Here is a 24576-nt window from a genome sequence, read left to right on the forward strand (position 1 = left end):
GGGAACTGATCTTTGGCGCGGCCGCCCGAAGCGGCCCGCGCTCCTGCCGATACCACCATTTTGACGCCCTGAGCACTGCACTGGCGGCATGCGGCCATCTGCTGCCGGGCACGACGACATTGCCACCAGCACTTTCCGCGCCGCGAATATCCGTTCAGGTGACGGGCGCCGCCACCACCCGCGGCCGTCGCCGTCCGAGCAGGACCAGGATCAGCACCGTGGCGCAGGAAAATACCAGGGTGAGACCGAGCGCGCCGCGGCTGCCGAACTGCGTGAGCAGGCCGACGAGCAGCGGCGGCGAGATCGCGGAGGCGAGATTGAGCGGCAGCGCGATCATCGACATCGCCTTGGCGAACTCGGCCTGATCATAGAACACGAGCGGGATGGTGGCCCGCGCCACCGCCATCGCGCCGCTGCCGGCGCCGTAGAGCAGGATGAAGGCCGCGACCGCCCAGGTCGCGCCCTCGCTCAGCATCAGCAGCAGCATGGCCGCGGGCAGCGCCGTGCCGGCGACGAGGCCGGTCGTGATCCCGTCCCACCGCCCGCCGCCGAGCAGATCCAGCCCGCGGGCGCTGACCTGGATCACGCCCAGCATCGAGCCGAACGCCAGTGCCTGCGCCGGCGCCAGCCCCTCGGCCCGCAAGAGCTCGATCAGGATGGCGCTGATGCCGAAATTAACGAAGGCGTTGAGCGTGATCGCGGCGACGACGAGGCCGAACGTGCTCCTTGGAATCGCGGGCGGCGGTGACGACTTGACCGGCTCGCCGGCATCATCCGCCGCGATCTTCCGGCGCGGCGCGGCGAACGCGTAAAGCGGCAGGCTGACGACGAGCAGCATCGCGGCATAGACCAGGCACGTCCCGCGCCAGCCGAGGTGGCCGCTCAGGAATGCGGTGGTCGGCCAGAAGATGCTGCTGGACAGGCCCGTCACCAGCATCAAGGCCCCGATCGCGTTCTTGGCCTGCCGCCCGGCGATCTCGTTCAGCATGATATAGGCGCCCGTCGACAGCGTGGCGCTGCCGGCGACGCCGAGGACGATCCAGGCGGCGAAATACAGCATCGGCTCGCGCGCGAGGGACAGCAGCAGAAAGCCCGGCGCGGTGACGATGGTGCCGACCATCATGACCGTCCGGGCGCCATGCCGTGCAAACGAAGCGGCGAGCCACGGCGCGCACAAGCCCATCGCGACGTAGAGAACGGAGGTCCCGGCGAACACCGCCGGCAGGCTCATGCCGAGATCGGCGGCAAGATCGCGCCCGACGATGGCAGGAAGCCCGATCGTGCCCCATCCGATCAGTTGCGTGATGGCAAGCACCAGCAGGACCCCGATCAGCCTGCCGTCAGATTTCAAGAATTGCATTCCGGAGGTCGCCTGCCTGCCGGGCCCAGATCGCGCCGGCCCACATCTCTTAGCGGCAGATCGCAGGATCGAGGAATGTAAGTTCCGAATGGGAAGGAGCCGCATTCGCAGAGCCGAGAAGCGCCGCCCAATTGACACGGACTATTCTCTGGTCCATTTTATGGAAAGTTCAAAAGAGACAATGAGATGCGAGTCTCCGTCACCGAGGCCAAGGGACAATTGACCGATCTCGTCCGCCGGGCAGAAGCCGGCGACGAGGTGATCCTGACGCGACACGGACACCCTGCGGTGCGGCTCGTTCCGATCAAGCTTCCGCCGGACCTTACGACCCGCCGCGCGGTGCTCGAGGCTGCGCGCAAGAACGGCGCAGCCAAAGCTCTTCCCGGCCCGGATGCGGCCCGCAGCCAGGACTTTCTTTATGGTGACGACGGACTGCCGGAATGATCGCGGTCGATACGTCGGCACTGATGGCGATCGTGCTCGACGAGCCGCAAGCCAATGGCTGCATCGCTGCCCTGGAGACCGCTGACGAACTCCTGATCTCTGCCGCCACCGCTGCCGAGAGCCTGATCGTCGCTGCGCGCCGCGGCGTGCACGAAGAGATGCAGAATCTGATCGCAAACCTCGGCTTCAACGTGATTTCGGTGACCCGAGCCTCCGCTGAGCGCGTAGCGCAGATCTACTCACGCTGGGGCCGAGGAATCCATCCTGCCGGCCTCAACTTTGGCGATTGCTTCGCCTACGATGTCGCCAAGGAGAATGGCTGCGCACTGCTCTATGTCGGCGATGACTTTGCACAGACCGATATTACCGCGGCCGTGTAAGTCGAGCGTGAAGCGCTGCGGTGTTTTGCGCGCCGGATTTCAAAGAGCTGAGAGCTCGCCCGGCATCACGCGGTGTGGCCGGGATCGACGTGCTTCGGGGTCTTCTTGTCGCGCTGCGGGGTCATCCTGGCCGGATCCGGCGCACCGGGCACGCCGCGAGGACCCAGCTGCTCGCGCTGGATGTCGTCCTCGGAGCGGGATGGCTCGACGCCGTTGGGCTCACGGGGCTTGGTCATCGCGTCTCCTTCTCGAGCGTTGTCCCTCTCACGCGTTGTCCTGGACGCCGAGCGCGTTGCCGCCAGCCTCGCGGCCGGGCACGCTGACCTGGACTTCATGTCCCTCACGCAGCGCGAGAGAAGCCGCGGCAACTGCTGACTCGAACGCAGCTTCCTTGGTGGCATAGGTGTTCTTGACGTCGCCGTCATGCAGCACGCCCCATTCATCCTTCACCGGCACGATGGCGTATTGAGCAAGACCCATGTCGAACTCCTGAGTTTCAGAAACCGTCTGCCCCGATAACGCGCCGGCGGGCCTAACGTTGCGTCAGTTGCGGATGCGTGGCAGTGACGCGCCACACCGTGTTGCCGCTATCGTCCGCGACCAGCAGCGCGCCTGATTTGTCGATGGCAACGCCAACCGGGCGACCGCGCGCCTGGTTGTCGCCGTTGAGAAAGCCGGTCACGACGTCCTGCGCCGGTCCGCTAGGCTTGCCGTCCTTGAATGGCACGAACACCACCTTGTAGCCGTTCAGCACCTGCCGGTTCCAACTGCCGTGCTCACCGACGAAGGCGCCGCCGCGATAGGCGGCCGGCAGACCCGAGCCGGTGTTGAACACCATCCCGAGCGGCGCCACATGCGAGCTCAGGGCATAGTCCGGCACGATCGCCTTGGCGACGAGATCGGGCCGCTCCGGCTTGACGCGGGGATCGACGTGCTGGCCGAAATAGCTGTAGGGCCAGCCGTAGAAGCCGCCGTCCTTCACCGACGTCATGTAATCAGGGACGAGATCGGGACCGAGCTCGTCGCGCTCGTTGACCACCGCCCACAGCGCGCCGGTCTGCGGCTCGAAGCTGAGCCCGTTCGGATTGCGCAGGCCGCTTGCGAAGATGCGCCAGCGCCCGCTGGCGCGGTCGACCTCGAGGATCGCGGCGCGGTTGTGCTCGGCCTCCATGCCTTTCTCGGTGATGTTGCTGTTGGAGCCGACGCCGGCATAGAGCTTCGAGCCGTCGGGACTGGCGACCAGGCTCTTGGTCCAGTGATGGTTGATCGGCCCGCCCGGCAGTGGCGTCAGCACCGTGCCGGGTGCGGTGATCCTGGTATCCCCTTCGGCGTAGGGATATCTGACGATCGCATCGGTATTGGCGACATAGAGATCGTTGCCGACCAACGCGACGCCGAACGGCGAGTTGAGATGGTCGAGGAAGACGCTTTGCGTATCCGGCACGCCGTCGCCATTGCCGTCACGCAGCAGCGTGATGCGGTTACCCGGCCCGGAATCGTTGCCGCCGGAGGTCGCCCAGGACTCGATGAATCCCATGATGAGCTCCTTCGGCCGCTTGATCCCGGCTCGCTTCGGCGCCTTGGATTCCACCACCAGCACGTCACCGTTGGGCAGCACGTAGAGGAAACGCGGATGCTGCAGGCCGGTGGCGAAGGCTTTGACCTGCAGGCCCTGCGCCACCATCGGCGTCTCGCCTTGCTTCCAGCCGACAATGCGCGCGATGTGGACTGGCGGCAGCAGATATTGCTGGATGTCGGGAAGCTTCGGGTTGGCACCGATCTGCGCCTGGGGATCGCCGCTGCCGTCGTCGCAGGCGGCCAGAAGCAGCAGCGAGGAGCATAACAGCGCGCGGGTAAGCTTCGATGTCATCGCGCAACTCCCACGCCGTGGCGATAGACCATGGCCCAGCCGAGCCAGCCGGTGACGGGCAGGATCAGCACCGTGATCACCGACAGAACGAGCCCCGTCGGCCACACCGAGGTCCAGCCATCGCGGGCATGGATCAGCGTGTTGACGATCGCGAGGGTCAGCGCCACGGCATTTCCGATCAGATGCGGCCAGGCCGGCGTCTGCGCCCGCACCAGCCGGTTGCCGAGGAAATCGGTCAGGCCCGCGATCGCCGCCAGCACGCCGAAGACGACGCCAGCGAGCAGAAGCCAGGCGGAGAAATTCACCCACATGATCTCGGCGCTGGTGACATAGGCGATGTCGGTCAAGAGCGCCCCGACGAAGCACGTCATCGGTATCGGCACCAGCATCGGATGAATGGGATGCCCCGCGATTTGCGCGGTCGTGCGCACGCGCACGTCTTCCTGCACGGTCGGCCTCGTGATTTCGTCCTGCCCGACCGGCCAACTCGTGCGCGGCGCGATGGTTCCTAGGTGCGGGTTCCCAGGCGCGTCAGGCCCAGCCGTTGGCGAACCTCGTCATCCTCGATCGCCTGATCCAGGCGCGGGTCATCGCAAGGCTTCTTGCCGGCCTCGAAATCTTCGGCGATCGTCTCGAGCGCCCGAAACGCATCCCCGGCGCTTGGCGGCGTCTCGATGTGGGCGATCGATCGACCGTTGACGGTGAGATCGGCCTCGCCCCAAGGGGTGGCATCGATCTCCAGGCGGTCGCCGCCGGCTTTTGCGGTGAAGTGCTGCACGGTGGATTTCGAGGTCGGCAGCGTGAGATCCGGCGTCCAGTCGATCGGCTTGTCGGTCATGTCGTGGTCTTTCCAAGATACGACCGACAGATAGACCATCCGATCCGTACCGGATTGATCTGGATCAGGCTCGATTCTGGATTCGGGCGATCGGCGCCCCCGTGTTGAGGCTTTGGCTTGGCTGGACCACGGCTGCGTCGGTCGCCACCATCCGCACCTGCACGTCCCTGGGTTTTGCCAGATAGGGCGATGAGGTGACCAGGACATCGGCGCCGGCTCCAGCAATCGCTATCCTTTCGGAGCCAAGGAGCGAAAGATGCGTCCATCACCCTGGCAAAGACGCTCGACAAGGAGGGGGCGCGTGGTCCTCTCGCTGTCCTAGGAATGAACAGGTCCGGACGGCGCCACATCCAAGCGAACCGCGATCCCGGCCAGATCCGGGCGCGGCGCCGGATAAAGCATCATGACGAGCGGATCGTGACCTGGAACGATATGCTCGGCACTGGGCGCTGTGGCGCGCAGCTTGTCGAAGCCGACCAGCATGTCGCCGATGTGGAACGCCGTCGTGAACGGACGCTCGCTCGTCATGTTCTCGTAGAAATGGCTGACGTCGGAGGCGAGCACGACAGGGCCGCGGCGGGTGTTGACGCGGACGAATTGCAGCCCGGCGGAATGTCCGCCCGCCGCATGGACCGTCAGCCCAGGTGCGATCTCGGCGTCGCCGTCGTAAAACAGCACCCGGCGCGCATAGTTCAGCCGCACGATCCCGCAGATATCCTCGACCTCGAAAGAATGCGACAGCCTGGGATAGTGCATATAGCGGCCGGTCGCGTAGGCGAGCTCGCGCTCCTGGAGATGAAACCGAGCGTACGGAAACCGGTCGAAATTGCCGGCATGGTCGTAGTGCAGATGGGTGAGGATCACGTCCTGCACCTCGGCAGGATCGACATCGAAAGCGCGCAGCGTCTCCACCGGGCAGCGCAGGAAAGTCCGCCTGCGCTGCTTGGCGACATCCGAGTTGAACCCGGTGTCGATGACGAAGGTGCGCCCGCCTCCCCGCGCCAGCCACATGAAGTAGTCCATCGGCATCGGCCCGTCATGCGGGTCGCCGCCGATGAAGTGCTCGCTGCGCTGGGCATCGCGCGTGGCGTAGCGGATGGCGAAGAGCTCGTAGTCCGGGGCGGCCATGGGACAATTGCTCAGGAGCCGGCCGCGTCGACCTCGTTGAAGGCCTCGCGCGCGTTGCGGAAGGCGTCGATGCCTGCGGGCACGCCGCAATAGACCGCGACCTGGAGCAGGATCTCCTTGATCTCCTCCTTGGTCAGCCCGTTCTTCAGGGCGCCCTTGACGTGCAGCTTCAATTCGTGTGGCCGGTTCAGCGCGCCGAGCATCGCCAGATTCACGATCGAGCGCGTGCGCCGGTCGACGCCGGGCCGCGTCCACAGCGCCCCCCAGCAGAACTCGGTCGACCATTCCGCCATGGTGCGCGTGAACTCATCGGCTCCGGCGATCGATTTGTTGACGTAGTCCTCGCCGAGCACCTCTTTACGAACCTTGAGGCCCTTTTCGAACAGTTCGGTCTTGCTCATGATCGTCCCTTTCAGGTCTTGAGAGCTTTAGTTGGAAGTTGCGTGGTGCGATGCCGGCGGCGGCCGAAGCGATCGCAGGAGAGCGCCGACGTCATCGGCCGCATTGAGCCGCCATATCGCATCGATGACACGCTCCGCATCCCAGTCGCTGCGGCCCGCGCGCACGCCGTCACGCAACTTCGCTTCGATGTCGCGATCCGACAGCGGCGCGGCCTGGCTGCCGCGCGGCGAAATGACGGTCTCGGTGAGCACTTCGCCGGTCGACAGGCGCAAGGTGACACGCGCGGCGCCGTCGGGCATCTCGCGGTCGAGCTCCGCCCTCACATTTTCCCGCAATCGCGCGATATCGGGCCGGATCACGGTCTCCTGCTCGAACTCGGTGACGCCGGCCCTTCCGAGGAAGAGTCCGCACGCCACGCAATGATGGATGCTGACGCGCGCATCGCGCGCGTTGTTGACGGGGCGGTCGCCGCGGGCCAGCAGCAGCGCCGAGCCCTGCACGATCACCGATTCGATCTGGTCGACGCGCCCGCCAACCCGCTCGCGCAACAGCAGACAGGCGTCGATCACGGCGTGAAACACGATACCTGCGGAATACGGCTTGTAGGTATTCTTTGCGATCTCCCAGGTTCTGCCGAGACCATCGAACAGCCGCGCGCGGTCGAGTTCGTCTCCCATGGTTCGCGCCCACCCAAGCGGACCTTCGAGGGCAAGGGGCGCGGCCTCATAGCCTTGCTGCGCCAGCAATGCGGCGAACAATCCGTTGCGTGCCGCGTTGCCGACGCTGACATTCTTGGCCGCACTCGGAAGATTCTCGACATTGCCGGCCGACTGGCTCGCCGCAATTCCGATCGCGTTCGCAATCCCATCCTCCGAAAGGCCCAGCAGCTTCGCGCACGCCGCCGCCGCGCCGAAAATTCCGCAGGTCGAGGTGATGTGCCAGCCGCGCGCATAATGGTGTGGCGAGACCGCATTGCCGATCCGGCACTCGACGTCGACACCGAGAATGAACGCCGTCAGCACCTCGCGCCCCGAAGTTCTGCGCGCCTCCGCCAGCGCCAGCAAGGGCGCCGCGATCGGCGCCGCTGGATGAATGATCGTGTCGGGGTGAGTGTCGTCGAAGTCGAGCAGATTGGCTGAGACGGCGTTGAGAAACGACGCGCACATCGCATCCATCCGCTCCGAATGGCCGATGATGGTCGAGGTCGCCGTGCCGCTGAACGGCGACAAGGTACGCATCGCGGCGGTGACCACAGGATCGCGCGCAGAGAGCAGCGCCGTCGCGAAGAAATTGAGGATCGACCGCCGCGCTTCCAGACTCTGCCCTTCCACCTCCACCCAGGATGAGACGGCGACGAAATCAGCGAGCGTCCTGCTCACACTCGGAATCGAATCTTGCGGCACGCGGGGCGTCTTCCTCGTTTTGTTCGGACCTTACGCCGATCCGCGGCAAACTGTCGACCCCAAATGTTATGCTTGACAGCTTGTCTGACAATCATAACAATCCGGTCCGTCGGCGCGGGTTCTGCCTCGCCGCAACGATTGCGGCCGACGCGGCCGGCGATCGACGAGAGATCAGCGACCACAAGATCAAGAAGGCGCGCCCGTCACGGGATCGCGCGACAGGGAGTGAACGATGGCGGGAGAAACGCTCGGCGTGATCGGCACGGGCCGCATGGGCGGCCCCATGGCGGGACGATTGATGGACGCGGGCTATTCGCTCGTCATCTACGACACGCAGGCCGAGGCCACCCAACCGCTGGTCAAGCGCGGCGCGCTGCTCGGCAAATCGCCGGCCGACGTCGCCTCGCGCGCCGATATCGTGCTCGCGAGCCTGCCGACGCCCGACATCGTGAAGGCGGTTACGCTCGGCCAGGACGGCATCAGCAGCGGCAACCGCGCCAAGATCGTCGTTGACCTGTCGACCTCGGGTCCTGGCGCGGCCAAGCTGGTCGCGGAGGGCCTGAGAGCCAAGGGCATGACGCTGGTCGACGCACCCGTGAGCGGCGGCATCAAGGGCGCGGTCAACGGCACGCTGGCGGTGATGGTGTCCTGCCCGCAGGCGACCTACGAGACCGTGCAGCCGATCCTGAAGAACTTCGGCAAGTTGTTCTACACCGGCGACAAGCCGGGCGTGGCGCAGACCGCCAAGCTCGCCAACAATCTGATGGCGGCGGCGGCTCTCGTGATCACCTCGGAGGCGGTGGCGATGGGCGTCAAGGGCGGCGTCAACGCCAAGGTGCTGATCGACATCATCAATGCCAGCAGCGGCCGCAACAGTGCCTCCGAAGACAAGTTCCCCCGCGCGGTGCTGCCCGGCACGTTCGATTTCGGTTTCACCACCGGACTTTCCTACAAGGACGTTCGCCTCTGCGTGGACGAGGCCGAGGCCATGGGCGTGCCGATGGTGTGCGGCGCGGTGGTGCGCCAGATGCTCGCGATCACCAACGCCAAATACGGCGCTTCATCCGACTTCACCTCGATCGCCAGGGTGCTCGAAGAGTGGGCCGGCGTCGAGATGCGCGGCTGATCGGGCAAGCCTGTCAGGGAGAGCGACCCGCGATGACGATCGACCCGACCGGATCAGGCAAGACATCGCTCGCGCGCCAGATGGCGCGGAGCGTGCTTGCGCTGGACCTTCGAGATTTCGGGCCTGATGTCGTCACCAAGGCCAAGCTCTGCCTGCTCGACTTCCTGTCCTGCGCCTTCGAGGCGGGTTGTCACCCCTGGAGCCGCCAAGCCGTCGCGATCGCGCTGGGCCGCGGCAACGCAACGATCATCGGGACGTCGCAACTTGTCTCGCCGGCCGAGGCCGCCTTCGCCAATGCCGTGATGGGGCACGGGCTCGTGCGCGAAGACATGCACGCGGCCAGCATCGCGCACCACGGCGTCGTGATCTGGCCTACTCTCCTCGCGCTGTCGGAACAGACGCCGCTGCCCGGCGCAAGGCTGCTTACCGCCGCCATCATCGGTTACGAGACCGGCGCGCGAATCGGCCGTGCGCTCTTGACCTCCGACCTCGCGCGCCTCTATCGCCCGACCGGCCTCGTGGCCCCCTTGGGCGCCGCGCTCGCGGGAAGTTTTGCGCTCACGCTGTCCGAGAACCAGGCCACCAGCGCGACGGCGATTGCGGCCAATACCTCCAGCGGGCTCAACGAATGGCCGCATGCCGGCGGCTCGGACATGTATTTCCATCCCGGCTTTGCCGCCGGCAACGCGATCAGGGCCATCGGCCTTGCCGCCGCCGGGGCGTTCGGCTCCGAGACGATCATCGAAGGCGAAGCCGGCCTGTTCGCCGCCTACCGCCGCCAGGCTGCACCCGACGGAATCGCGCTGTTTCCCGACGGCGAATGCGAGATCATGGCCGTCTACAACAAGCCGGTGCCGGCCTGCAATTTCGCACAGACCGCGGCGCAGGCGGCGCTTCGGGTGTCGCACGAACTCGTCGGCGTCGATGAGATCGACCGAATCGTCATTCGCGCACCCGATGCCGCCGTGCGCTATCCCGGCTGTGATTCCATGGGGCCCTATCGCAATGCGCTCCAGGCCAAGATGAGCATTCCCTTCAGCGTCGCGGCGACGCTGGCGCGCGGCGAGATCGAGGAAGAGAACTATTCCGAGCTCGATGATGCCAAGATCATCCGCCTCGTTGCGGTCACCGAGCTGAAGGCGGATGCCGGCTTCACCGCCGCCTTCCCGGGCAAGCAGGGCGCGCAGGTGAGCGTACGGCTGCGCGACGGCCGGACCATCCGGCAGGCTTTGCCGGACGTCATCGCCGCGACGCCTGCAGATATTCGCGCACGCTTTCGCAGCTCGGCAGCCGGTGTCCTCGGCGACGACCGGGCGCGCCGGCTCGAGCAAACGATCGACGATTGCGAGCAACTCGGCAATGCCGGCGACATCGCCGCGCAGTGCCGCCTCGACGCAGCGGAACGGGCTTTACGATCGGCATCATGAGAAATGCCGGAGAGGACGGGGGAGATATGGTCGACGTGGAGACCAACCTAAAATCGTCAGCTGCGCGGAGGCCGGGCTGATGGAAGGATTCTTGCAAGCGCTCGCCGCGGGCGTTCTGATCGGCGGCGTCTACGGCCTGATGTGCGTCGGGCTCGGCCTGATCTTCGGCGTCATGCGGGTCATCAACTTCGCCCATGGCGATTTCATGATGCTCGGCATGTACACGGCCTTCTATCTCTTCACCGCGGCCGGGGTCCAGGCGCTGTTCGGCAACACGGTCGGGCCGTTCGTAGCCATCCTGCTGGCTGGGCCGGTGCTCGCCGTGTTCGGCTATTTCGTGCATCTGGCCCTGATCTCGCACGTCTCGGGCACGCGCACCGCCTCGCTCGAAGGCGAAGGCCACTACGCCCAGCTCATCCTCACGCTCGGCATCGCGCTGATCCTGCAGAACGGCGGCCTCATCGTGTTCGGCTCGGTGCTGGCCTCGATCCGCACGCCGCTATCGAGCTCGGCCTGGGAGCTCGGGCCGTTCTTCGACATGAGCATCTTCCTCAACAAGGCGCGCAGCATCGACATGGTCGTGTCGCTCGCGATCATGGTCCTGCTCTCGCTGCTGATCACGCGCACCCGGATCGGCAAGTCGCTACGCGCCGCCGCGGACAATCCGACCGCGGCGACCTATATGGGCATCGACGTCGACCGCGCGCACCGCACCGCCTTCGCGCTCGGCTGCGGGATCACCGCGATTGCCGGCGGCTTGCTAGCCACCAACTATCCGTTCCACCCCTTCGTCGGCCTCGAATACGTCATCGTCATGTATGCCGGCGTCGTGCTCGGCGGCATGGGCAGCATCATCGGCGCGTTCTGGGGCGGCATGACGATCGGTCTCGTGCAGCAAATGTCGACGCTGATCCTGCCGACGCAGCTGCAGAACGCCGCGATCTTCGCCGTCTTCCTCCTCATCATCTTCTTCCGTCCGCAAGGCTTCTTCGGACGCATGGTGGAGAGGACGTGACCATGCTCCGGATGCGCTCCCTTCTGCCTCCCCTGCTCTTCACGCTTGCCTACGCGGTCGTATCGCTCGGCGTCACCAATTCCTACTACCAGCTCATCCTGACGCTGGTGCCGGTGTGGGCGGTGTTCGGGCTGTCGTGGAATCTGCTCAGCGGTTATACCGGCCTGATCTCGTTCGGCCACGCCGCCTTCTTCGGAATCGGCGCCTATGCGACCGCGCTTGGCCAGATCTATTTCGACATTTCGCCGTGGCTGCTGATCCCGATCGCGGCCGTGCTCGGCGGCATCGCCGGGCTTCTGATCGGCTTTCCGACCTTCCGCCTGCAGGGCCACTATTTCGCGCTGGCGATGCTCGCCTATCCGCTCGCCATTCTCTACGTGTTCGAATGGCTCGGCTTTCAGGAGGTCACGCTTCCGATCAAGCGCGACGCGCCGATCGCCTTCATGCAGTTCACCGATCCCCACGTCTACACGTTGCTGGGCCTCGCCATCATGCTCGGCACCATCATGCTGACGCAATGGATCGAGCGCTCCCGGTTCGGCATGGCGCTGCTCGCGATCAAGCAGAACGAGGCCGCGGCCGAGGCCGCCGGCATCAACACGCTGGCCTGGAAGCTGCGCGCGATCACGCTGAGCGGCGCGATCGCCGCCGCGATCGGCGGCTTTTACGCCCAGGTGCTACTGGTCGTGACCCCGCAATCTGTGTTCGGCATGCTGGTGTCGGCGCAGGCACTGACGGTTGCGATGTTCGGCGGCGTCGGCACGGTCTGGGGACCCGTGATCGGCTCGGTGATCCTGATTCCCCTCGCCGAGATCCTGCACGCCGAAGCCGGCGCGCGCTTTCCCGGCATCCAGGGCGTGATCTTCGGCTTCGCCATCGTCGGCGTCATCCTGATGGCGCCGGAGGGGCTGTTCTGGAAGCTGCGCGATCTCCTGTGCAGGCGTACGGCACCCAAGGCCGCGGCCAGCGATACAGCGGAAGCTGTCGCCAACGTCACGACGCTGAAGCCGGCCGCGCGGCAACGCGCCGCCAAGGGCGAAGTCATGCTCGAGGTCAAGAACCTGTCGCGCTCCTTCGGCGGCCTCAAGGCCGTGCAGGACGTCAGCTTCAAGCTTCACAAGAACGAGATCCTCGGCATCATCGGACCCAACGGCGCCGGCAAGACCACCCTGTTCAACCTCCTCAACGGCTTCCTGAAGCCTAGCCAGGGCGAGGTGCTGATCGACGGCCGCAACATGTCGGGCCAGCGGCCGCACGTGATCTGCGAGGCCGGCATCGGCCGCACCTTCCAGGTGATGCGGCCCTTCCTGCGCATGTCGATCCTCGACAATGTGGTGGTCGGCGCCTATGTGCGTGCGCGCACCGACGACGAAGCCCGCAAGCTTGCGGCCGATGCGGTCGCCCGCGTCGGCCTCTCCGCCGTCGCCGACCGTGTCGCCGGCGAGATCTCCACCAAGGAGCTGCGGTTGATGGAGCTGGCCCGCGCGATCGCCGGCCAGCCGCGCATCCTGCTGCTCGACGAAACGCTCGCGGGCCTCGGCCATGGCGAGGCGGACGAAGTCGTCGCCGTGATCCAGCAGCTCGCGCGCGACGGCATGACCATCGCGATCATCGAGCACACCATGCAGGCCATGGTCCGCCTGGTCGACAGCTTCCTCGTGCTCGACCACGGCGCCGTCATCACCGAGGGCCTGCCCGAAGTCGTGACGCGCGACAGTCGCGTGATCGAGGCCTATCTCGGCAAGAAATGGGTGGGCCATGCTGCGAATTGAGGAATTGAGCGCAGGTTACTCGACGAAGCCCGTCCTGAACCACGTGTCGATCGATGTCGGCGCAGGTCAGTTCGTCGCGATCGTCGGCCCCAACGGCGCCGGCAAGACCACGTTGTTCAAGACCATCTCCGGCATCGTCAAGCCGAGCAGCGGATCGATCACCTTCGACGGCGTCGATCTGCTCGCGGTGCCGCCGCCGCAGCGCGCCCATCTCGGTATCGCCCATGTCCCGGAGGGACGCCAGGTCTTCCCGTCACTGACCGTGATGGAGAACCTGGAGATGGGTGCAATGACGGAGAGCGGCCTCCGCGACTGGCAGGCCAATATCGAGCGCATCTTCGACTGGCTTCCCGTGCTGAAGGAACGCCGCAACCAGTTCGCCGGCACGCTGTCCGGCGGCCAGCAGCAGATGCTCGCGATCGGCCGAGGCCTCGCCTCCTCGCCGAAGCTGTTGATGCTGGACGAACCCTCGATGGGGCTGGCGCCCTCGACCGCGGACTTCATCTTCGAGCGGCTTATCGATATCCGCCGCCAGTCCGGGCTGACCATGGTGCTGGTCGAGCAGCGCGTCGCGGAAGCGTTGGAATCCGCTGACCACGGCTATGTCCTCGAAGCCGGCCACGTCGTGCTCCAGGGCAACAACGCCACGCTGCGCGCCGACGACCGCGTGCGCAAAGCCTATCTCGGCATGTGACGACCAAGAAAAAACAGGGAATTGGGAGCAAACAAGATGAGCAAGACTTCGAAAGGCAAGATGGCGAACGGGCTGACCCGCCGGACCGTGCTGTCCGGTGCCGCCGCCGTCGGCCTCGCCGGCGTGGCGCGCGCGCAAGCCCCGGCAGAAATCAAGGTCGGACTGATCGTGCCATTGTCAGGCATCTACACCCGCCCCGGCCAAGTCATGAAGATGGGCGCCGAGATGGGCATCGAGCACATCAACGCGCAGGGGGGCATCAAGGCGCTCGGCGGCGCCAAGCTGAAGCTGGTCGTGATCGACTGCGGCGACACCACCGAGAAGGCCAAGAACGCGGCGCAGCGCATGGTGGCACAGGAGCCCGACCTCGTCGCCGCAACCGGCGCCTATCTCTCCTCCTTCACGCTCGCGGTCACGGAAGTGACCGAGCGCGCCGAACTGCCGGTGCTGACGCTGTCCTACTCGGACCTTCTGACCGACCGCGGCTTCAAATACATCTTCCAGACCGCCGCGACCGCGAGCCGCCAGTCCGAGCTCGGCCTGCCGACATTGATGAAGCTCGCCGAGAACGCCTCCGGCAAGAAACCAAAGACCGTGGCGATGCTGATGGACAACACCGCGACCTCGGTCGCCACCGCCAAGGCGCTCAAGGAGAAGCTGTTCGCGCAGGAAGGTCTCCAGCTCGTCGTCGAGGAAGTCTGGACCCCGCCGCTGTCGGATGCGACGCCGCTGATCCAGAAGGTGCGGTCGGCCAAGCCCGACCTGCTGCTGTTCATGCCGAATGCGGTGTCGGACGCCAAGCTTGGCCTCGAGAAGATCAGCGAGTTCGGGCTCGGCCAGGGCAAGATCCCGACCGTGTCCTTCAGCATCACCATCGCCGAGCCCGATATGCTGCAGAGCGTCAGCCCGGAGACCGTACAGGGCATCATGACCATCGTCGCCAATTGGGGCTCGAAGGGCCACGAGGCGCTGATCGCCGAGCTCAAGGCCAAATACAAGGAGCCCTGGATGACGCAGAACGTCATCTCGACCTATGGCGACATGTGGCTGATGAAGGAAGCGCTGGAGAAGGCCGGCAAGGCCGATCGCAATGCGGTCGCGCAGGCTTTCCGCACCATGGATGCCGGCCCGTCGAAATATTACCCGGGCGGCCAGCTCAAGTTCGACGAGAAGGGCCGCCGCGTCGGCGCCGGCGTCGTCATCGTGCAATGGCAATCGGGCGTGCCTGTCACCGTCTATCCGCCCGAGCTCGCGCAGGCGCAGCCGTTCTGGCCGAAGAAATCCTGAAGCGTCGCGCGGTTTTTCAGGGAGGAGAATTGTCATGACTGCAAAGAGCAAGACCACGATCTCTCGCCGAACATTGCTGGCCGGCGCCTCCGGCACGCTGATCGCATCCCGCGCTGCCTGGGCGCAGCAGCCTGCCGAGGTGAAGGTCGGCCTGCTGGTGCCGATCTCCGGGCTCTACGCCCGCCCGGGAACGGTGATGCGCGAGGGCGCCGAGATGGCGATCGACCACATCAACGCGCAAGGCGGCGTCAAGGCGCTCGGCGGCGCCAAGCTGAAGCTCGTGGTGCTCGATTCCGGCGACACCACCGAGAAGGCCAAGAACGCCGCGCAGCGCATGGTGGCGCAGGAGACCGATCTGGTCGCGGCCAGCGGCGCCTATCTGTCTTCGTTCACGCTCGCGGTCACCGAGGTGACCGAGCGCGCCAACCTGCCCATGCTCACCCTCTCCTACTCCGACCTGATCACCGAGCGTGGGTTCAAATACGTGTTCCAGACCGCCGCCACCGCGGGGTCGCAGGCGCGGCAAGCCTTGCCGCAGATCATCAAGCTGGCGGAGACGGCCGCGGGCAAGCGGCCGAAGACGGTCGCGATCCTCACCGACAACACCGGCGCCTCGATCGCCTCCGCCAAGGCCATGCGCGAGGGCCTGCTCGCGGAGAACCAGTTGCAGCTGATCGTCGATGAGACGTTTACGCCGCCGCTCGCCGACGCGACCTCGCTGGTGCAGAAAATCCGTTCCGCCAAGCCGGACCTGCTGTTCTTCCTGCCCACGGTGATCTCGGACGCCAAGCTGCTGCTGGAGAAGATGAATGAGTTCGGCCTCGGCCAGGGCAAGATCCCGACGATCTCGTTCGGCATCGCGATCGCCGAGCCGGACATGCTGCAGACCGTCAGCCCAGAACTGCTGCAGGGCGTCCTGACCTGCGTCGCAAGCTGGGGCGCCAAGGGCCATGAGGCGCTGATCGCCGAGTTGAAGACTCGCTACAAGGAGCCGTGGATGACGCAGAACGCGATCTCCACCTATGGCGACATGTGGGTGATCAAGGACGCGCTGGAAAAGGCCGGCAAAGCCGATCGGGTCGCCGTCGGCGAAGCGCTGCGCACCATGGATGGCGGCCCCTCGAAATATTATCCGCTGGGCGAGATCAAGTTCGACGAGAAGGGCCGCCGCGTCGGCGCCGGCATGACCATCGTGCAGTGGCAATCCGGCGTGCCGGTGACGGTGTTTCCGCCGGAGCTCGCGCTGGCGAAGCCGTTCTGGCCAAAAAGCTGACATCCGCCCCAGAAGAAACGGAGACCACAATGGACAAGGCGACCTACGACCGCGGCCTCGAAATCCGCAAGAGCGTGCTCGGCAACGAGTTCGTCGACAAGGCGATCGCGTCGGCCGACGAGTTCAACCGCCCAATGCAGGACCTCACCACGGAATATTGCTGGGGCTACGTCTGGGGCCGCGAGGGCCTGACGCGAAAGACGCGCAGCTTCCTGAACCTCGCGATGCTGTGCGCGCTCAACCGCCCGCACGAGCTGAAGACTCATGTCCGCGGCGCACTCGCCAACGGCGCGACCAAGGAGGAGATCCGCGAGGTCTTCATGCAGGTCGCGATCTATTGCGGCGTGCCGGCCGGCGTCGATGCCTTCCGCAACGCGAAGGAAGTCTTCGCCGAGCTCGACAAGAAGTAGCGGAGCAGGTTCGTGATGAAGGGTAAATGGGCGCTCGTGACCGGTGCGACGGCAGGCCTCGGCCTTGCGGTCGCTGAAGGCCTTGCCGGCGCGGGCGCCAACATTGTCCTGCACGACCTCGCTCAGCCGAAGCAGGCTGCAGACGATCTGCGCGCCCGCTTCGGCATTGAGACGATCGCAGCCGGCGCCGACCTGTCGCGCCGGGAAGCGATCGAGACCCTGATGACGGATCTGCGCGACCGCTGCGGCGCCATCGACGTCCTCGTCAACAACGCCGTCGTCAGGCATTTCGCCGCGATCGAGCAGTTTCCGCCCGACCGCTGGGACGAGGCGCTGGCCGTCAATTTGTCGGCGCCGTTCCATCTCATCCGCCTGGCGCTGCCGGCGATGAAGCAGCGCGGCTGGGGCCGGATCATCAACATGGGCTCGATCTATTCGAGCCGCGCGGTCGAGGACCGCATCGACTACGTCACCACCAAGACGGCGATCGCAGGCATGACCCGCGCCGTCGCCATCGAGACGGCGCGCAGCGGCATCACCTGCAACACGCTCTGCCCCGGCACGCTGCCGACGCCCGCCATCCTGAACAAGATCGCGAGGATGGCGGAAAGCAGCCGCCGCCCCGTCGAGGACGTCTCGCGCGACTATCTCGGCGAGCGCCAGCCCACTCAGCGCTTCATCGAGATGGACGCCGTCGCGGCCTTGGTCGTCTTCCTCTGCGGCCCCGCCGCAAACGACGTCACCGGCGCCAGCCTGCCGATCGACGGGGGCTGGTCCGTGGCATGAGCACATGGGAACGGGAGTTTTGCGATGACTGAACGATCCGGCCAGACCGCCGTCCTCACGGGCGCCGCCGGCGGCATGGGGCGCGCCATCACCAAGGCGCTGCTGGACAGCGGCCGCCGCGTCGTGCTGGTGGATCGCGATGCCAAGGCGCTTGAAGAACTGGCGGCGACGGCAGGCGATGCGGTGGTCCCGATCCAGCTTGACGTCAGCGATGCCAAGGCCGTCGATCGCCTGCCCGATGCCATTCCCGCTCATTTCAAGCCGGTCGATATCCTCATCAACAATGCCGGCCACGACATCGGCGGCCGGACGCGCTTCGACATCGGTTCCGCCGACGACTGGTCCAACATCATTCAGACCAATCTGATCGGCCTGATGCGCGTCACCCGCGCGATCCTGCCCGGAATGGTCCAGCGCAACGCCGGCCATATCGTCAACATCAGCTCGATCAACGCGGTGCGGATCGTGCCCGACATGGCCGCCTACAGCACCAGCAAGGCGGGCGTGCACATGTTCACCGAGACCCTCCGCGGCGAGCTCGCGGACACCGCGATCCGGGTCACCGAGCTGCAGCCCGGGCTGACCCGCACCAACATCATCCTGACCCGCTACCGCGGCGATCAGCAGAAGGAAAAGGAGTATTTCGACCAGTTCAGGATGGCGCTCGATCCGGCCGATATCGCGCGGTCGATCGTGTTCGCCCTCGACCAGCCCGCCCACGTTCAAATTGCCGAAATGATGATTCTGCCTGTAAACCGGTACTGAGTTTTCCCGAACAGGACCAGAACATGGAAAGACGCCGCGAATTGCAGTCGACACTCCGCATCGAGGACGTCCCGACCGTCCGGGCGATGGTGGCGCAGAAGCTGCGTGCGGCGATCATGTCGGGAACGCTGAAGCCGGGCCAGCGCCTGGTCGAGCGCGAGCTCTGCGAGATGATGGGCGTCAGCCGTCCCTCGATCCGCGAGGCGCTGCGGGCGCTCGAGGCCGACGGGCTGGTCAATACGGTCCCGCACCGCGGCCCTGTTGTGTCCACGATCAGCCTGGAAGAGGCGCGGCAGCTCTACGCGGCTCGCGCGGTGCTCGAAGGTTTTGCCGGGCGCGAATGCGCGCGGCTGCACGATCCCGAGGTGGCACGCCGGATCGGCGACGCCCTGACGCGGCTGAAGGCCGCCGCCGCCAAGCAGGATCTCGTCGGCAGCCTCGAAGCCAAGACCGATTTCTACGCAGCGCTGATCGGCGGCTGCCGCAATGCGTTCATAGAGCGCATGCTCAAGCCGCTGCACGATCGCATCCAGCTGCTGCGGATCACCTCGATGTCGCAGCCGAAGCGGATCAACAAGAGCCTGCGCGAAGTCACTGCGATCTGGCGAGCGATCCAGAACGGCGACCCGGATCTCGCCGAACGCTGCTGCGTCGACCACATCAATGCGGCTGCGGTGGCAGCGCTCGACATGATCGAAAAATCGTCGGCGGCCAAGGAGGCGGCGCCTGCCGACGACTAGAACAATGCCGCCAGGGAGTGTTCGATGACGTTTCTCGTACGATCGCTGATCCTGTTCCTCCTGCTCTATCCCTGCAGCGCGGCGATCGCGGACGACTACCCCGCCCGCCCGATCACGGTCATCGTGCCGTTCTCCGCCGGCGGGCCCGGCGACGTCATCGCGCGCATCCTCGGCAGCGCCATGAGCGCGACGCTGAAACAATCCATCGTCATCGAAAATGTCGTCGGCGCCGGCGGCACGCTCGGCACCAACCGCGTCGCCAAGGCGGCCCCTGACGGCTATACGTTGCTGCTGATGCATGTCGGCCAGGCCACGGCACCCGCCCTTTACGCCAAGCTGCCGTTCGACCCAGTCGGCGACTTCGCCCCGATCGGGCTCGTCACCGACGTTCCGATGATCCTGGTGGCGCGGCCGAACTATCCCGCCAAGGACCTCGGCGAGCTCATCACGCAGATTCGCAAGGCCGGCGACAAGGTTACTTTCGGTAATGTCGGTCTCGGCTCGGCATCGCAGCTCTGCGGCCTGATGTTCATGAGCGCCACGGATACCAAGCTCACCCCGATCTACTACAAGGGCGGCGGACCGGCGCTGAACGACGTCATCGCCGGCCACATCGACGTCTATTGCGATCCCGCGACCGGACCGACGCCCTACATCCAGTCGAACACGATCAAGGGCTACGCGATCACCAGCAAGACGCGCGTTGCGACGCTGCCTGAGGTGCCGACTTCGACGGAATCCGGCGTTCCCGAATTCGACGTGACGACTTGGTATGGTCTGTACGCGCCGAAGGGGACGCCGAAACCGGTGATGGACCATCTCGTCGCCGCGCTGCAGGCGGCGCTGAGGGACCCCGCCCTGATCAGCCGCTTTGCCGAGCTTAGCATGGCTCCCGTCGAATCCGAGCGTGCGACGCCGGAAGCGCTCGAAGCATTCTTGAAAGCCGAGATCGGCAAATGGAAACGGATCATCAAAGCCGCCGGTATCGATCCGCAGTAGACGCTAGCGGCGGAGAGGCCGATGCCTCTCCACACGCTGCGATAGCGCACTATCTGCACGACGACGAAGCAAAGCAGGATGCGCAAATGAACGCATCAAGCACCGAGCGAAACGAGCGAAAGGAAAGTGACCGCTTGTCAGAATGGGAATGCGCGTCTTGTCAGAATGAAAAGGCCCTGACGCGCTAAGTTATTGAAAACATTGGAGCGGGTGAAGGGAATCGAACCCTCGTATTCAGCTTGGAAGGCTGCTGCTCTACCATTGAGCTACACCCGCGCTACGGGCTCCCTAACACGGCCGGGCGGCGGTCTCAACTGCTGAGGACGCCGCGTTCCGGCATGTCCTCGGCCCTGCGAATCGCACCGGTTCCTTGCGGACCTGCCGCCCCCTTAACAGCGGCGGCCACGCCGCCTATATTGAGATCTTCCGCAACCAACGAAAGGAGGTGATCCAGTGTCTCTTACCAAGCGCTGTCACCTCGCTGGGGTCGCCCGCTAAGCTCCGATGAGAGGCTTGGCATCGGGGCGGTCTCAGCCCTGGACCAGCGAGCACGAAATCGGGCGCGACGGGGTTTCCCCGCCGCGCCTTTTCTTGGCGCTGGTTGGAGCGCTCGCTCGGTCAGCCCGTGCGAAGCCGCTCGCGCAACGCGACGGCCGCGATCGATATGCCGACACACCAGGCTATGACTGCCCGGTGCGGCTCCCCGCCGAGCACCAATGTGGCGATGCTCGCGAGCAGGCACGGCGCAATGGCCTTGCCGTTGCGGCTCACGAGCGAGACCAGAAACGGCATCGCCGCGATCGATATCTGCAGGACGTCCATGGCAGGCAGACGGTAGCCGCAGCTTCAGAAGCCGCAGACGTTGGTGGCGCGCGGACGCTTGCCGCGCCGGCTTTCCACGATGCGCTCGCCGCCGTTCTCGGCCGAGCTGCCGTAATAGCGGTGATGGCCGCTCTGGTCGTGCAGATCGGCCGTCTCCGATGGTTTGGCGCGACGTGCGTCGCAAATGATCCTGGTGTTGTGACCCGACATTGCCGCCTCCAGCAAAACCTTGTTGTTTATGGTCCATCAGTCGCGACCGCTTCCGGCCACGTTCACGCGGCAAGGGTGCAATCGGGTTTCAGGACGGTTTCGTTGCTTGCGGGCGGCGCAATATTTTGCTTCGGGATTGTCGGCACCGCCTGCGATGCAACGTCCTTGGGGTCTGTGCAGAAAAACAACGAGGTGACCATGCTTTACGCCATCCTGGCCTATCACGTGGAAGACGAGGTCATGTCCTGGACGCCGGAGCAGGACGCCGCCGTCGTCGCCAAGGTCATCGAGGTTCAAGCGCCGCTCAGGGAAAGCGGCCAGTTTGGACCGGCCGCCCGTCTGGACGAGACCCGAAAGGCCCGGACCCTGCGTGGCCCCGGCGCGGGCATGGTGCTGGACGGGCCGTTCGCCGAGACCAAGGAGCAGCTCCTGGGCTTCCACCTGATGCAATGCGCCACCGAGGAGGAGGCGATCGCGGCGGCGCGGAAGCTGCGTGCGGTCAACCCGACCGCGGTCTACGAAATCCGCCCGGTCAAGCTTTACGTGCCGGCCGACGGGTTCGGCGCGACATCCGGGTGAGCCCCACACCTAAGCGTCGGGCGTGCTCCGCGCGCCGTAGAAGCGCTGGATCAGGAGGCCGCCGAAGGCGATGAACCACAGGTAGGGCGCGGCGTGCGGCGCGAAGGCCGCCACGATCGTGCCCGGAATGAACACGAGCAGCGGAAACAGCGAGGCCATGATCTCATGGCTCCAGCCGCCCAATATCCTCCACCATAGCCAGGCGTTGAGGCCGGCGATCGCGGTCAGATGCAGGCCATAGAGCACCGCCACCGCGCTGCTCAGGGGATAATTGGTGTAGAGGCCGTTGGTGACCGGCAGCAGCACGATCGAGAGCAGGAAGAACAGATTGAGCATCACCGCACCGCGGCTGCCCACCGGCTGGCGCGCCAGGCGCCGGTGATGGCTGATCCAGAATACGCCGGCGATGATGAAGCTGAGCGCGAAGCCAATCAGCTTGCCGGAATAGACCCGGGCCAGATCGTTCCAGTCGGGCGCGCCGGTAAACACAGCCGCCTTCGGCAGGTCGTAGGCCAACAGCGTCATGGCGACGCCAAAGATGGTATTGCTGAGCGATTCCAGCCGCCGCATTTCGAACTGCTCTGGCTTGGGCTTGGGCTCGGGCTTGAACTTGGGGTCGGTCATGCCGGCTGTACGCTTTTGGGCTGGAACTTTGGGCCTTCTTTTCCCTAGGTGTTAAATTGAGTTGCGTCCAGCCGCATTGCGATTCGCGCGGCAATAGCCGACTCTCGGCCTTTCACCGGGGCGATTCGTGGCGACATATCTGGACACGCTCAATGCGGAGCAGCGCCGCGCCGTCGAGCATGGCGTGGCCGGCGGCACGACATTGGGTGCCCCCCTGCTCGTCATCGCCGGCGCTGGCTCCGGCAAGACCAACACCCTGGCCCACCGCGTCGCGCATCTGATCGTCGCCGGCGCCGATCCGCGCCGCATCCTCTTGATGACGTTCTCCCGCCGCGCGGCAGCCGAGATGGCCGGCCGGGTCGAGCGCATCGCCCGCAAGGTGCTCGGCGAGAACAACGCCGCGATCATGCGCGAGGCGCTGACCTGGGCCGGCACCTTCCACGGCATCGGGGCGCGGCTGCTGCGCGAATATGCCGAGCGGATCGGCGTCGATCCCGCCTTCACCATCCACGACCGCGAGGATTCCGCCGACCTGATGAACCTGGTCCGGCATGAGCGCGGCCTGTCCAGGACCGAGAGCCGCTTTCCCGCCAAGGGCACCTGCCTGTCGATCTACTCGCGCTGCGTCAATGCGGAGATGGAGATCGAGAAGGTGCTGGGGCAGCACTATCCCTGGTGCGCGGGCTGGGCCGCCGAGCTGAAGGGACTGTTCGCCGCTTACGTCGAGGCCAAGCAGGCCCAGCACGTGCTCGATTACGACGACTTGCTGCTGTACTGGTCGCAGATGATGAGCGATGCGCTGATCGCCGAGGAGATCGGCGGCCGCTTCGACCACGTGCTGGTCGACGAATACCAGGACACCAACCGCCTGCAATCCTCGATCCTCCTGGCGCTGAAGCCCGACGGACGCGGGCTCACCGTGGTCGGCGACGATGCCCAGTCGATCTACTCGTTCCGTGCCGCCACGGTGCGCAACATCCTGGACTTCCCGCAAAGCTTCTCGCCGCGCGCGGAGATGATTACGCTCGACCGCAATTACCGCTCGACCCAGGCGGTGCTGGCCGCGGCCAATGGCGTGATTGGTCTTGCACGCGAGCGCTTCACCAAGAACCTGTGGACCGACCGCAGCTCGGGGCGCAAGCCGCAGCTCGTCACCGTGCACGACGAGGCCGACCAGGCACGCTACATCGTCGAGGAGGTGCTGGCGAACCGCGAGCAAGGCGCGCTGCTCAAGCACCAGGCCGTGCTGTTCCGGACCTCCTCGCATTCGGGTCCGCTCGAGATCGAGCTGACCCGCCGCAACATTCCCTTCGTCAAGTTCGGCGGGCTGAAATTCCTCGACGCCGCGCATGTCAAGGACGTGCTGGCGCTGCTGCGCTTTGCCGAAAATCCGCGCGACCGCGTCGCCGGTTTCCGCATCCTGCATCTGCTACCGGGCGTGGGCCCCGCGACCGCGCAGCGCGTGCTCGACCAGATGGCGGAGAGCACCGATCCGCTTCATACGCTCGGCCAGCTTCCGGTGCCGGCGCGCACTGGGGCGGACTGGACCGACTTCGTCCGCACGACCCAGAACCTGCGCTATTCGGAATGGCCCGTCGATCTCGAGCGTGTGCGGCTGTGGTACGAGCCGCATCTCGATCGCATCCACGAGGATTCGGAGACGCGCCGCGCCGACCTGATGCAGCTCGAGCAGATCGCGAGCGGCTATCCCAGCCGCGAGAAATTCCTGACCGAGCTCACGCTCGATCCGCCGGATGCGACCAGCGACAAATCAGGGCCGCCCTTGCGCGACGAGGATTATCTGATCCTTTCCACCATCCATTCCGCCAAGGGCCAGGAGTGGAAATCGGTGTTCGTGCTCAACGTCGTCGACGGCTGCATGCCGTCCGATCTCGGCGCCGGCACCAGCGCCGAACTGGAAGAGGAGCGCCGCCTGCTCTATGTCGCGATGACGCGCGCCAAGGACGATCTCCACCTCGTCGTGCCCCAGCGCTTCTTCACCCACGGCCAGGCTGCCAAGGGCGACCGCCATGTCTACGCCTCGCGTACCCGCTTCATCCCGGAGCAGCTGGTCTACCTGTTCGAGCGCACCGCATGGCCGAAGGCTGCCGCGGGTGGCGCGCGTACCGCGGCGCAGGGGCCGAAGATCGACATCGGCGCGCGGATGCGGGGCATGTGGCGGTAGACGCAACAGCTGTCCTATTTAGCCTTCTATCGTTTTA

Annotated in this window: 29 protein-coding genes and 1 tRNA gene; 16 read left to right on the plus strand and 14 right to left on the minus strand. The window is 65.6% G+C overall.

Annotated elements, in window-relative coordinates; all coding sequences use genetic code 11:
• Positions 1-154: 154 nt before the first annotated feature.
• A complete protein-coding gene (locus DCM80_RS04605; RefSeq protein ID WP_257195940.1) occupies positions 155-1360 on the minus strand; it encodes an MFS transporter in 1206 nt (401 codons plus the stop codon).
• Between the two features lie 186 nt (positions 1361-1546).
• Here DCM80_RS04605 and DCM80_RS04610 point away from each other — a divergent pair, with 186 nt between their 5' ends.
• The gene (locus DCM80_RS04610; RefSeq protein ID WP_257195941.1) at positions 1547-1804 is read left to right on the plus strand and encodes a type II toxin-antitoxin system Phd/YefM family antitoxin; all 258 of its coding nucleotides are present in this window, start codon (positions 1547-1549) and stop codon (positions 1802-1804) included.
• On the plus strand, positions 1801-2184 hold the full coding sequence (locus DCM80_RS04615; RefSeq protein WP_257195942.1) for a type II toxin-antitoxin system VapC family toxin: 384 nt from the start codon (positions 1801-1803) through the stop codon (positions 2182-2184). Before DCM80_RS04610 ends, DCM80_RS04615 begins: the two co-directional genes overlap by 4 nt.
• 65 nt (positions 2185-2249) lie before the next feature.
• On the opposite strand, the gene DCM80_RS04620 is transcribed toward DCM80_RS04615, so the two are convergent.
• The 8 genes from DCM80_RS04620 to DCM80_RS04655 form a co-directional block, all read right to left on the minus strand.
• Positions 2250-2420 carry a hypothetical protein gene (locus DCM80_RS04620; protein ID WP_212092251.1) on the minus strand — a complete coding sequence of 57 codons (171 nt, stop codon included), beginning with the start codon at positions 2418-2420 and terminating at the stop codon, positions 2250-2252.
• 28 nt (positions 2421-2448) lie between these two features.
• A complete protein-coding gene (locus tag DCM80_RS04625; RefSeq protein ID WP_257195943.1) occupies positions 2449-2664 on the minus strand; it encodes a hypothetical protein in 216 nt (71 codons plus the stop codon).
• A gap of 52 nt (positions 2665-2716) precedes the next feature.
• Entirely contained in the window at positions 2717-4054 is a 1338-nt protein-coding gene (locus DCM80_RS04630; protein WP_257195944.1) for a sorbosone dehydrogenase family protein, read from the minus strand.
• Positions 4051-4503 carry a DUF2231 domain-containing protein gene (locus DCM80_RS04635; RefSeq protein WP_257195945.1) on the minus strand — a complete coding sequence of 151 codons (453 nt, stop codon included), beginning with the start codon at positions 4501-4503 and terminating at the stop codon, positions 4051-4053. Before DCM80_RS04635 ends, DCM80_RS04630 begins: the two co-directional genes overlap by 4 nt.
• A 59-nt stretch (positions 4504-4562) precedes the next feature.
• The gene (locus tag DCM80_RS04640; RefSeq protein WP_257195946.1) at positions 4563-4931 is read right to left on the minus strand and encodes a hypothetical protein; all 369 of its coding nucleotides are present in this window, start codon (positions 4929-4931) and stop codon (positions 4563-4565) included.
• A 279-nt stretch (positions 4932-5210) separates the two neighbouring features.
• Positions 5211-6020: an N-acyl homoserine lactonase family protein gene (locus DCM80_RS04645; protein WP_257195947.1), complete on the minus strand. Its 810-nt coding sequence runs from the start codon at positions 6018-6020 to the stop codon at positions 5211-5213.
• 11 nt (positions 6021-6031) lie between these two features.
• A complete protein-coding gene (locus DCM80_RS04650; RefSeq protein WP_008557256.1) occupies positions 6032-6421 on the minus strand; it encodes a carboxymuconolactone decarboxylase family protein in 390 nt (129 codons plus the stop codon).
• A 27-nt stretch (positions 6422-6448) separates the two neighbouring features.
• Complete coding sequence (locus DCM80_RS04655; RefSeq protein WP_257195948.1) at positions 6449-7801, minus strand: MmgE/PrpD family protein; 1353 nt, start codon at positions 7799-7801, stop codon at positions 6449-6451.
• 256 nt (positions 7802-8057) lie between these two features.
• Here DCM80_RS04655 and DCM80_RS04660 point away from each other — a divergent pair, with 256 nt between their 5' ends.
• From DCM80_RS04660 to DCM80_RS04715, 12 genes are all read left to right on the plus strand, one after another.
• The gene (locus tag DCM80_RS04660) at positions 8058-8951 is read left to right on the plus strand and encodes an NAD(P)-dependent oxidoreductase (protein ID WP_257195949.1); all 894 of its coding nucleotides are present in this window, start codon (positions 8058-8060) and stop codon (positions 8949-8951) included.
• 32 nt (positions 8952-8983) lie between these two features.
• The gene (locus DCM80_RS04665; protein ID WP_257195950.1) at positions 8984-10378 is read left to right on the plus strand and encodes an MmgE/PrpD family protein; all 1395 of its coding nucleotides are present in this window, start codon (positions 8984-8986) and stop codon (positions 10376-10378) included.
• A 79-nt stretch (positions 10379-10457) separates the two neighbouring features.
• Positions 10458-11393 (plus strand): branched-chain amino acid ABC transporter permease, encoded by a 936-nt coding sequence (locus DCM80_RS04670; protein WP_257195951.1) that lies wholly within the window; start codon positions 10458-10460, stop codon positions 11391-11393.
• A gap of 2 nt (positions 11394-11395) precedes the next feature.
• Positions 11396-13165 carry a branched-chain amino acid ABC transporter ATP-binding protein/permease gene (locus tag DCM80_RS04675; RefSeq protein ID WP_257197866.1) on the plus strand — a complete coding sequence of 590 codons (1770 nt, stop codon included), beginning with the start codon at positions 11396-11398 and terminating at the stop codon, positions 13163-13165.
• Entirely contained in the window at positions 13152-13859 is a 708-nt protein-coding gene (locus DCM80_RS04680; RefSeq protein ID WP_257195952.1) for an ABC transporter ATP-binding protein, read from the plus strand. The genes DCM80_RS04675 and DCM80_RS04680 overlap by 14 nt, the downstream gene beginning before the upstream one ends.
• A gap of 36 nt (positions 13860-13895) precedes the next feature.
• Positions 13896-15146 carry an ABC transporter substrate-binding protein gene (locus tag DCM80_RS04685; RefSeq protein ID WP_257195953.1) on the plus strand — a complete coding sequence of 417 codons (1251 nt, stop codon included), beginning with the start codon at positions 13896-13898 and terminating at the stop codon, positions 15144-15146.
• Positions 15147-15180: 34 nt separating this feature from the next.
• Complete coding sequence (locus tag DCM80_RS04690; protein ID WP_257195954.1) at positions 15181-16419, plus strand: ABC transporter substrate-binding protein; 1239 nt, start codon at positions 15181-15183, stop codon at positions 16417-16419.
• Positions 16420-16448: 29 nt separating this feature from the next.
• On the plus strand, positions 16449-16829 hold the full coding sequence (locus DCM80_RS04695) for a carboxymuconolactone decarboxylase family protein (protein ID WP_028137140.1): 381 nt from the start codon (positions 16449-16451) through the stop codon (positions 16827-16829).
• Between the two features lie 15 nt (positions 16830-16844).
• The gene (locus DCM80_RS04700) at positions 16845-17615 is read left to right on the plus strand and encodes an SDR family oxidoreductase (protein WP_257197867.1); all 771 of its coding nucleotides are present in this window, start codon (positions 16845-16847) and stop codon (positions 17613-17615) included.
• Between the two features lie 24 nt (positions 17616-17639).
• Positions 17640-18380 (plus strand): SDR family oxidoreductase, encoded by a 741-nt coding sequence (locus tag DCM80_RS04705; RefSeq protein WP_257195955.1) that lies wholly within the window; start codon positions 17640-17642, stop codon positions 18378-18380.
• Positions 18381-18403: 23 nt separating this feature from the next.
• Positions 18404-19120 (plus strand): GntR family transcriptional regulator, encoded by a 717-nt coding sequence (locus tag DCM80_RS04710; protein WP_257195956.1) that lies wholly within the window; start codon positions 18404-18406, stop codon positions 19118-19120.
• A 24-nt stretch (positions 19121-19144) separates the two neighbouring features.
• Entirely contained in the window at positions 19145-20119 is a 975-nt protein-coding gene (locus DCM80_RS04715; RefSeq protein WP_257195957.1) for a tripartite tricarboxylate transporter substrate-binding protein, read from the plus strand.
• A 202-nt stretch (positions 20120-20321) separates the two neighbouring features.
• Here DCM80_RS04715 and DCM80_RS04720 read toward each other — a convergent pair.
• The 4 genes from DCM80_RS04720 to DCM80_RS04735 all read right to left on the minus strand — a co-directional run bounded on the left by DCM80_RS04720 (position 20322) and on the right by DCM80_RS04735 (position 21351).
• A tRNA-Gly gene (locus DCM80_RS04720) sits at positions 20322-20395 on the minus strand.
• A 342-nt stretch (positions 20396-20737) separates the two neighbouring features.
• A complete protein-coding gene (locus tag DCM80_RS04725; protein ID WP_257180602.1) occupies positions 20738-20941 on the minus strand; it encodes a hypothetical protein in 204 nt (67 codons plus the stop codon).
• Between the two features lie 24 nt (positions 20942-20965).
• Positions 20966-21151 carry a hypothetical protein gene (locus DCM80_RS04730; RefSeq protein ID WP_257180603.1) on the minus strand — a complete coding sequence of 62 codons (186 nt, stop codon included), beginning with the start codon at positions 21149-21151 and terminating at the stop codon, positions 20966-20968.
• 62 nt (positions 21152-21213) lie between these two features.
• A complete protein-coding gene (locus DCM80_RS04735; protein WP_257195958.1) occupies positions 21214-21351 on the minus strand; it encodes a hypothetical protein in 138 nt (45 codons plus the stop codon).
• Between DCM80_RS04735 and DCM80_RS04740 the strand changes: the two genes are divergently transcribed.
• A complete protein-coding gene (locus DCM80_RS04740; RefSeq protein ID WP_257195959.1) occupies positions 21350-21730 on the plus strand; it encodes a YciI family protein in 381 nt (126 codons plus the stop codon). The genes DCM80_RS04735 and DCM80_RS04740 overlap by 2 nt on opposite strands.
• Positions 21731-21739: 9 nt before the next feature.
• On the opposite strand, the gene DCM80_RS04745 is transcribed toward DCM80_RS04740, so the two are convergent.
• Positions 21740-22354 (minus strand): TMEM175 family protein, encoded by a 615-nt coding sequence (locus DCM80_RS04745; RefSeq protein ID WP_257195960.1) that lies wholly within the window; start codon positions 22352-22354, stop codon positions 21740-21742.
• A gap of 127 nt (positions 22355-22481) precedes the next feature.
• Here DCM80_RS04745 and DCM80_RS04750 point away from each other — a divergent pair, with 127 nt between their 5' ends.
• Positions 22482-24539, plus strand: coding sequence for an ATP-dependent helicase (locus DCM80_RS04750; protein WP_257195961.1), 2058 nt, complete (start codon positions 22482-22484; stop codon positions 24537-24539).
• Positions 24540-24576 lie beyond the last annotated feature (37 nt).

It is taken from the genome of Bradyrhizobium sp. WBOS08, from assembly GCF_024585125.1.
Lineage (GTDB): Bacteria > Pseudomonadota > Alphaproteobacteria > Rhizobiales > Xanthobacteraceae > Bradyrhizobium > Bradyrhizobium japonicum_B.

Coding starts and splice junctions, on each gene's coding strand:
- DCM80_RS04710 (WP_257195956.1), top strand. CDS start 18,404: ATGGAAAGACGCCGCGAATTGCAGTCGACACTCCGCATCGAGGACGTC.
- DCM80_RS04745 (WP_257195960.1), bottom strand. CDS start 22,354: ATGACCGACCCCAAGTTCAAGCCCGAGCCCAAGCCCAAGCCAGAGCAG.
- DCM80_RS04645 (WP_257195947.1), bottom strand. CDS start 6,020: ATGGCCGCCCCGGACTACGAGCTCTTCGCCATCCGCTACGCCACGCGC.
- DCM80_RS04630 (WP_257195944.1), bottom strand. CDS start 4,054: ATGACATCGAAGCTTACCCGCGCGCTGTTATGCTCCTCGCTGCTGCTT.
- DCM80_RS04690 (WP_257195954.1), top strand. CDS start 15,181: ATGACTGCAAAGAGCAAGACCACGATCTCTCGCCGAACATTGCTGGCC.
- DCM80_RS04695 (WP_028137140.1), top strand. CDS start 16,449: ATGGACAAGGCGACCTACGACCGCGGCCTCGAAATCCGCAAGAGCGTG.
- DCM80_RS04605 (WP_257195940.1), bottom strand. CDS start 1,360: ATGCAATTCTTGAAATCTGACGGCAGGCTGATCGGGGTCCTGCTGGTG.
- DCM80_RS04650 (WP_008557256.1), bottom strand. CDS start 6,421: ATGAGCAAGACCGAACTGTTCGAAAAGGGCCTCAAGGTTCGTAAAGAG.
- DCM80_RS04715 (WP_257195957.1), top strand. CDS start 19,145: ATGACGTTTCTCGTACGATCGCTGATCCTGTTCCTCCTGCTCTATCCC.
- DCM80_RS04625 (WP_257195943.1), bottom strand. CDS start 2,664: ATGGGTCTTGCTCAATACGCCATCGTGCCGGTGAAGGATGAATGGGGC.
- DCM80_RS04725 (WP_257180602.1), bottom strand. CDS start 20,941: ATGGACGTCCTGCAGATATCGATCGCGGCGATGCCGTTTCTGGTCTCG.
- DCM80_RS04700 (WP_257197867.1), top strand. CDS start 16,845: ATGAAGGGTAAATGGGCGCTCGTGACCGGTGCGACGGCAGGCCTCGGC.
- DCM80_RS04735 (WP_257195958.1), bottom strand. CDS start 21,351: ATGGTCACCTCGTTGTTTTTCTGCACAGACCCCAAGGACGTTGCATCG.
- DCM80_RS04730 (WP_257180603.1), bottom strand. CDS start 21,151: ATGTCGGGTCACAACACCAGGATCATTTGCGACGCACGTCGCGCCAAA.
- DCM80_RS04610 (WP_257195941.1), top strand. CDS start 1,547: ATGCGAGTCTCCGTCACCGAGGCCAAGGGACAATTGACCGATCTCGTC.
- DCM80_RS04705 (WP_257195955.1), top strand. CDS start 17,640: ATGACTGAACGATCCGGCCAGACCGCCGTCCTCACGGGCGCCGCCGGC.
- DCM80_RS04740 (WP_257195959.1), top strand. CDS start 21,350: ATGCTTTACGCCATCCTGGCCTATCACGTGGAAGACGAGGTCATGTCC.
- DCM80_RS04660 (WP_257195949.1), top strand. CDS start 8,058: ATGGCGGGAGAAACGCTCGGCGTGATCGGCACGGGCCGCATGGGCGGC.
- DCM80_RS04670 (WP_257195951.1), top strand. CDS start 10,458: ATGGAAGGATTCTTGCAAGCGCTCGCCGCGGGCGTTCTGATCGGCGGC.
- DCM80_RS04665 (WP_257195950.1), top strand. CDS start 8,984: ATGACGATCGACCCGACCGGATCAGGCAAGACATCGCTCGCGCGCCAG.
- DCM80_RS04620 (WP_212092251.1), bottom strand. CDS start 2,420: ATGACCAAGCCCCGTGAGCCCAACGGCGTCGAGCCATCCCGCTCCGAG.
- DCM80_RS04640 (WP_257195946.1), bottom strand. CDS start 4,931: ATGGTCTATCTGTCGGTCGTATCTTGGAAAGACCACGACATGACCGAC.
- DCM80_RS04615 (WP_257195942.1), top strand. CDS start 1,801: ATGATCGCGGTCGATACGTCGGCACTGATGGCGATCGTGCTCGACGAG.
- DCM80_RS04685 (WP_257195953.1), top strand. CDS start 13,896: ATGAGCAAGACTTCGAAAGGCAAGATGGCGAACGGGCTGACCCGCCGG.
- DCM80_RS04675 (WP_257197866.1), top strand. CDS start 11,396: ATGCTCCGGATGCGCTCCCTTCTGCCTCCCCTGCTCTTCACGCTTGCC.
- DCM80_RS04680 (WP_257195952.1), top strand. CDS start 13,152: ATGCTGCGAATTGAGGAATTGAGCGCAGGTTACTCGACGAAGCCCGTC.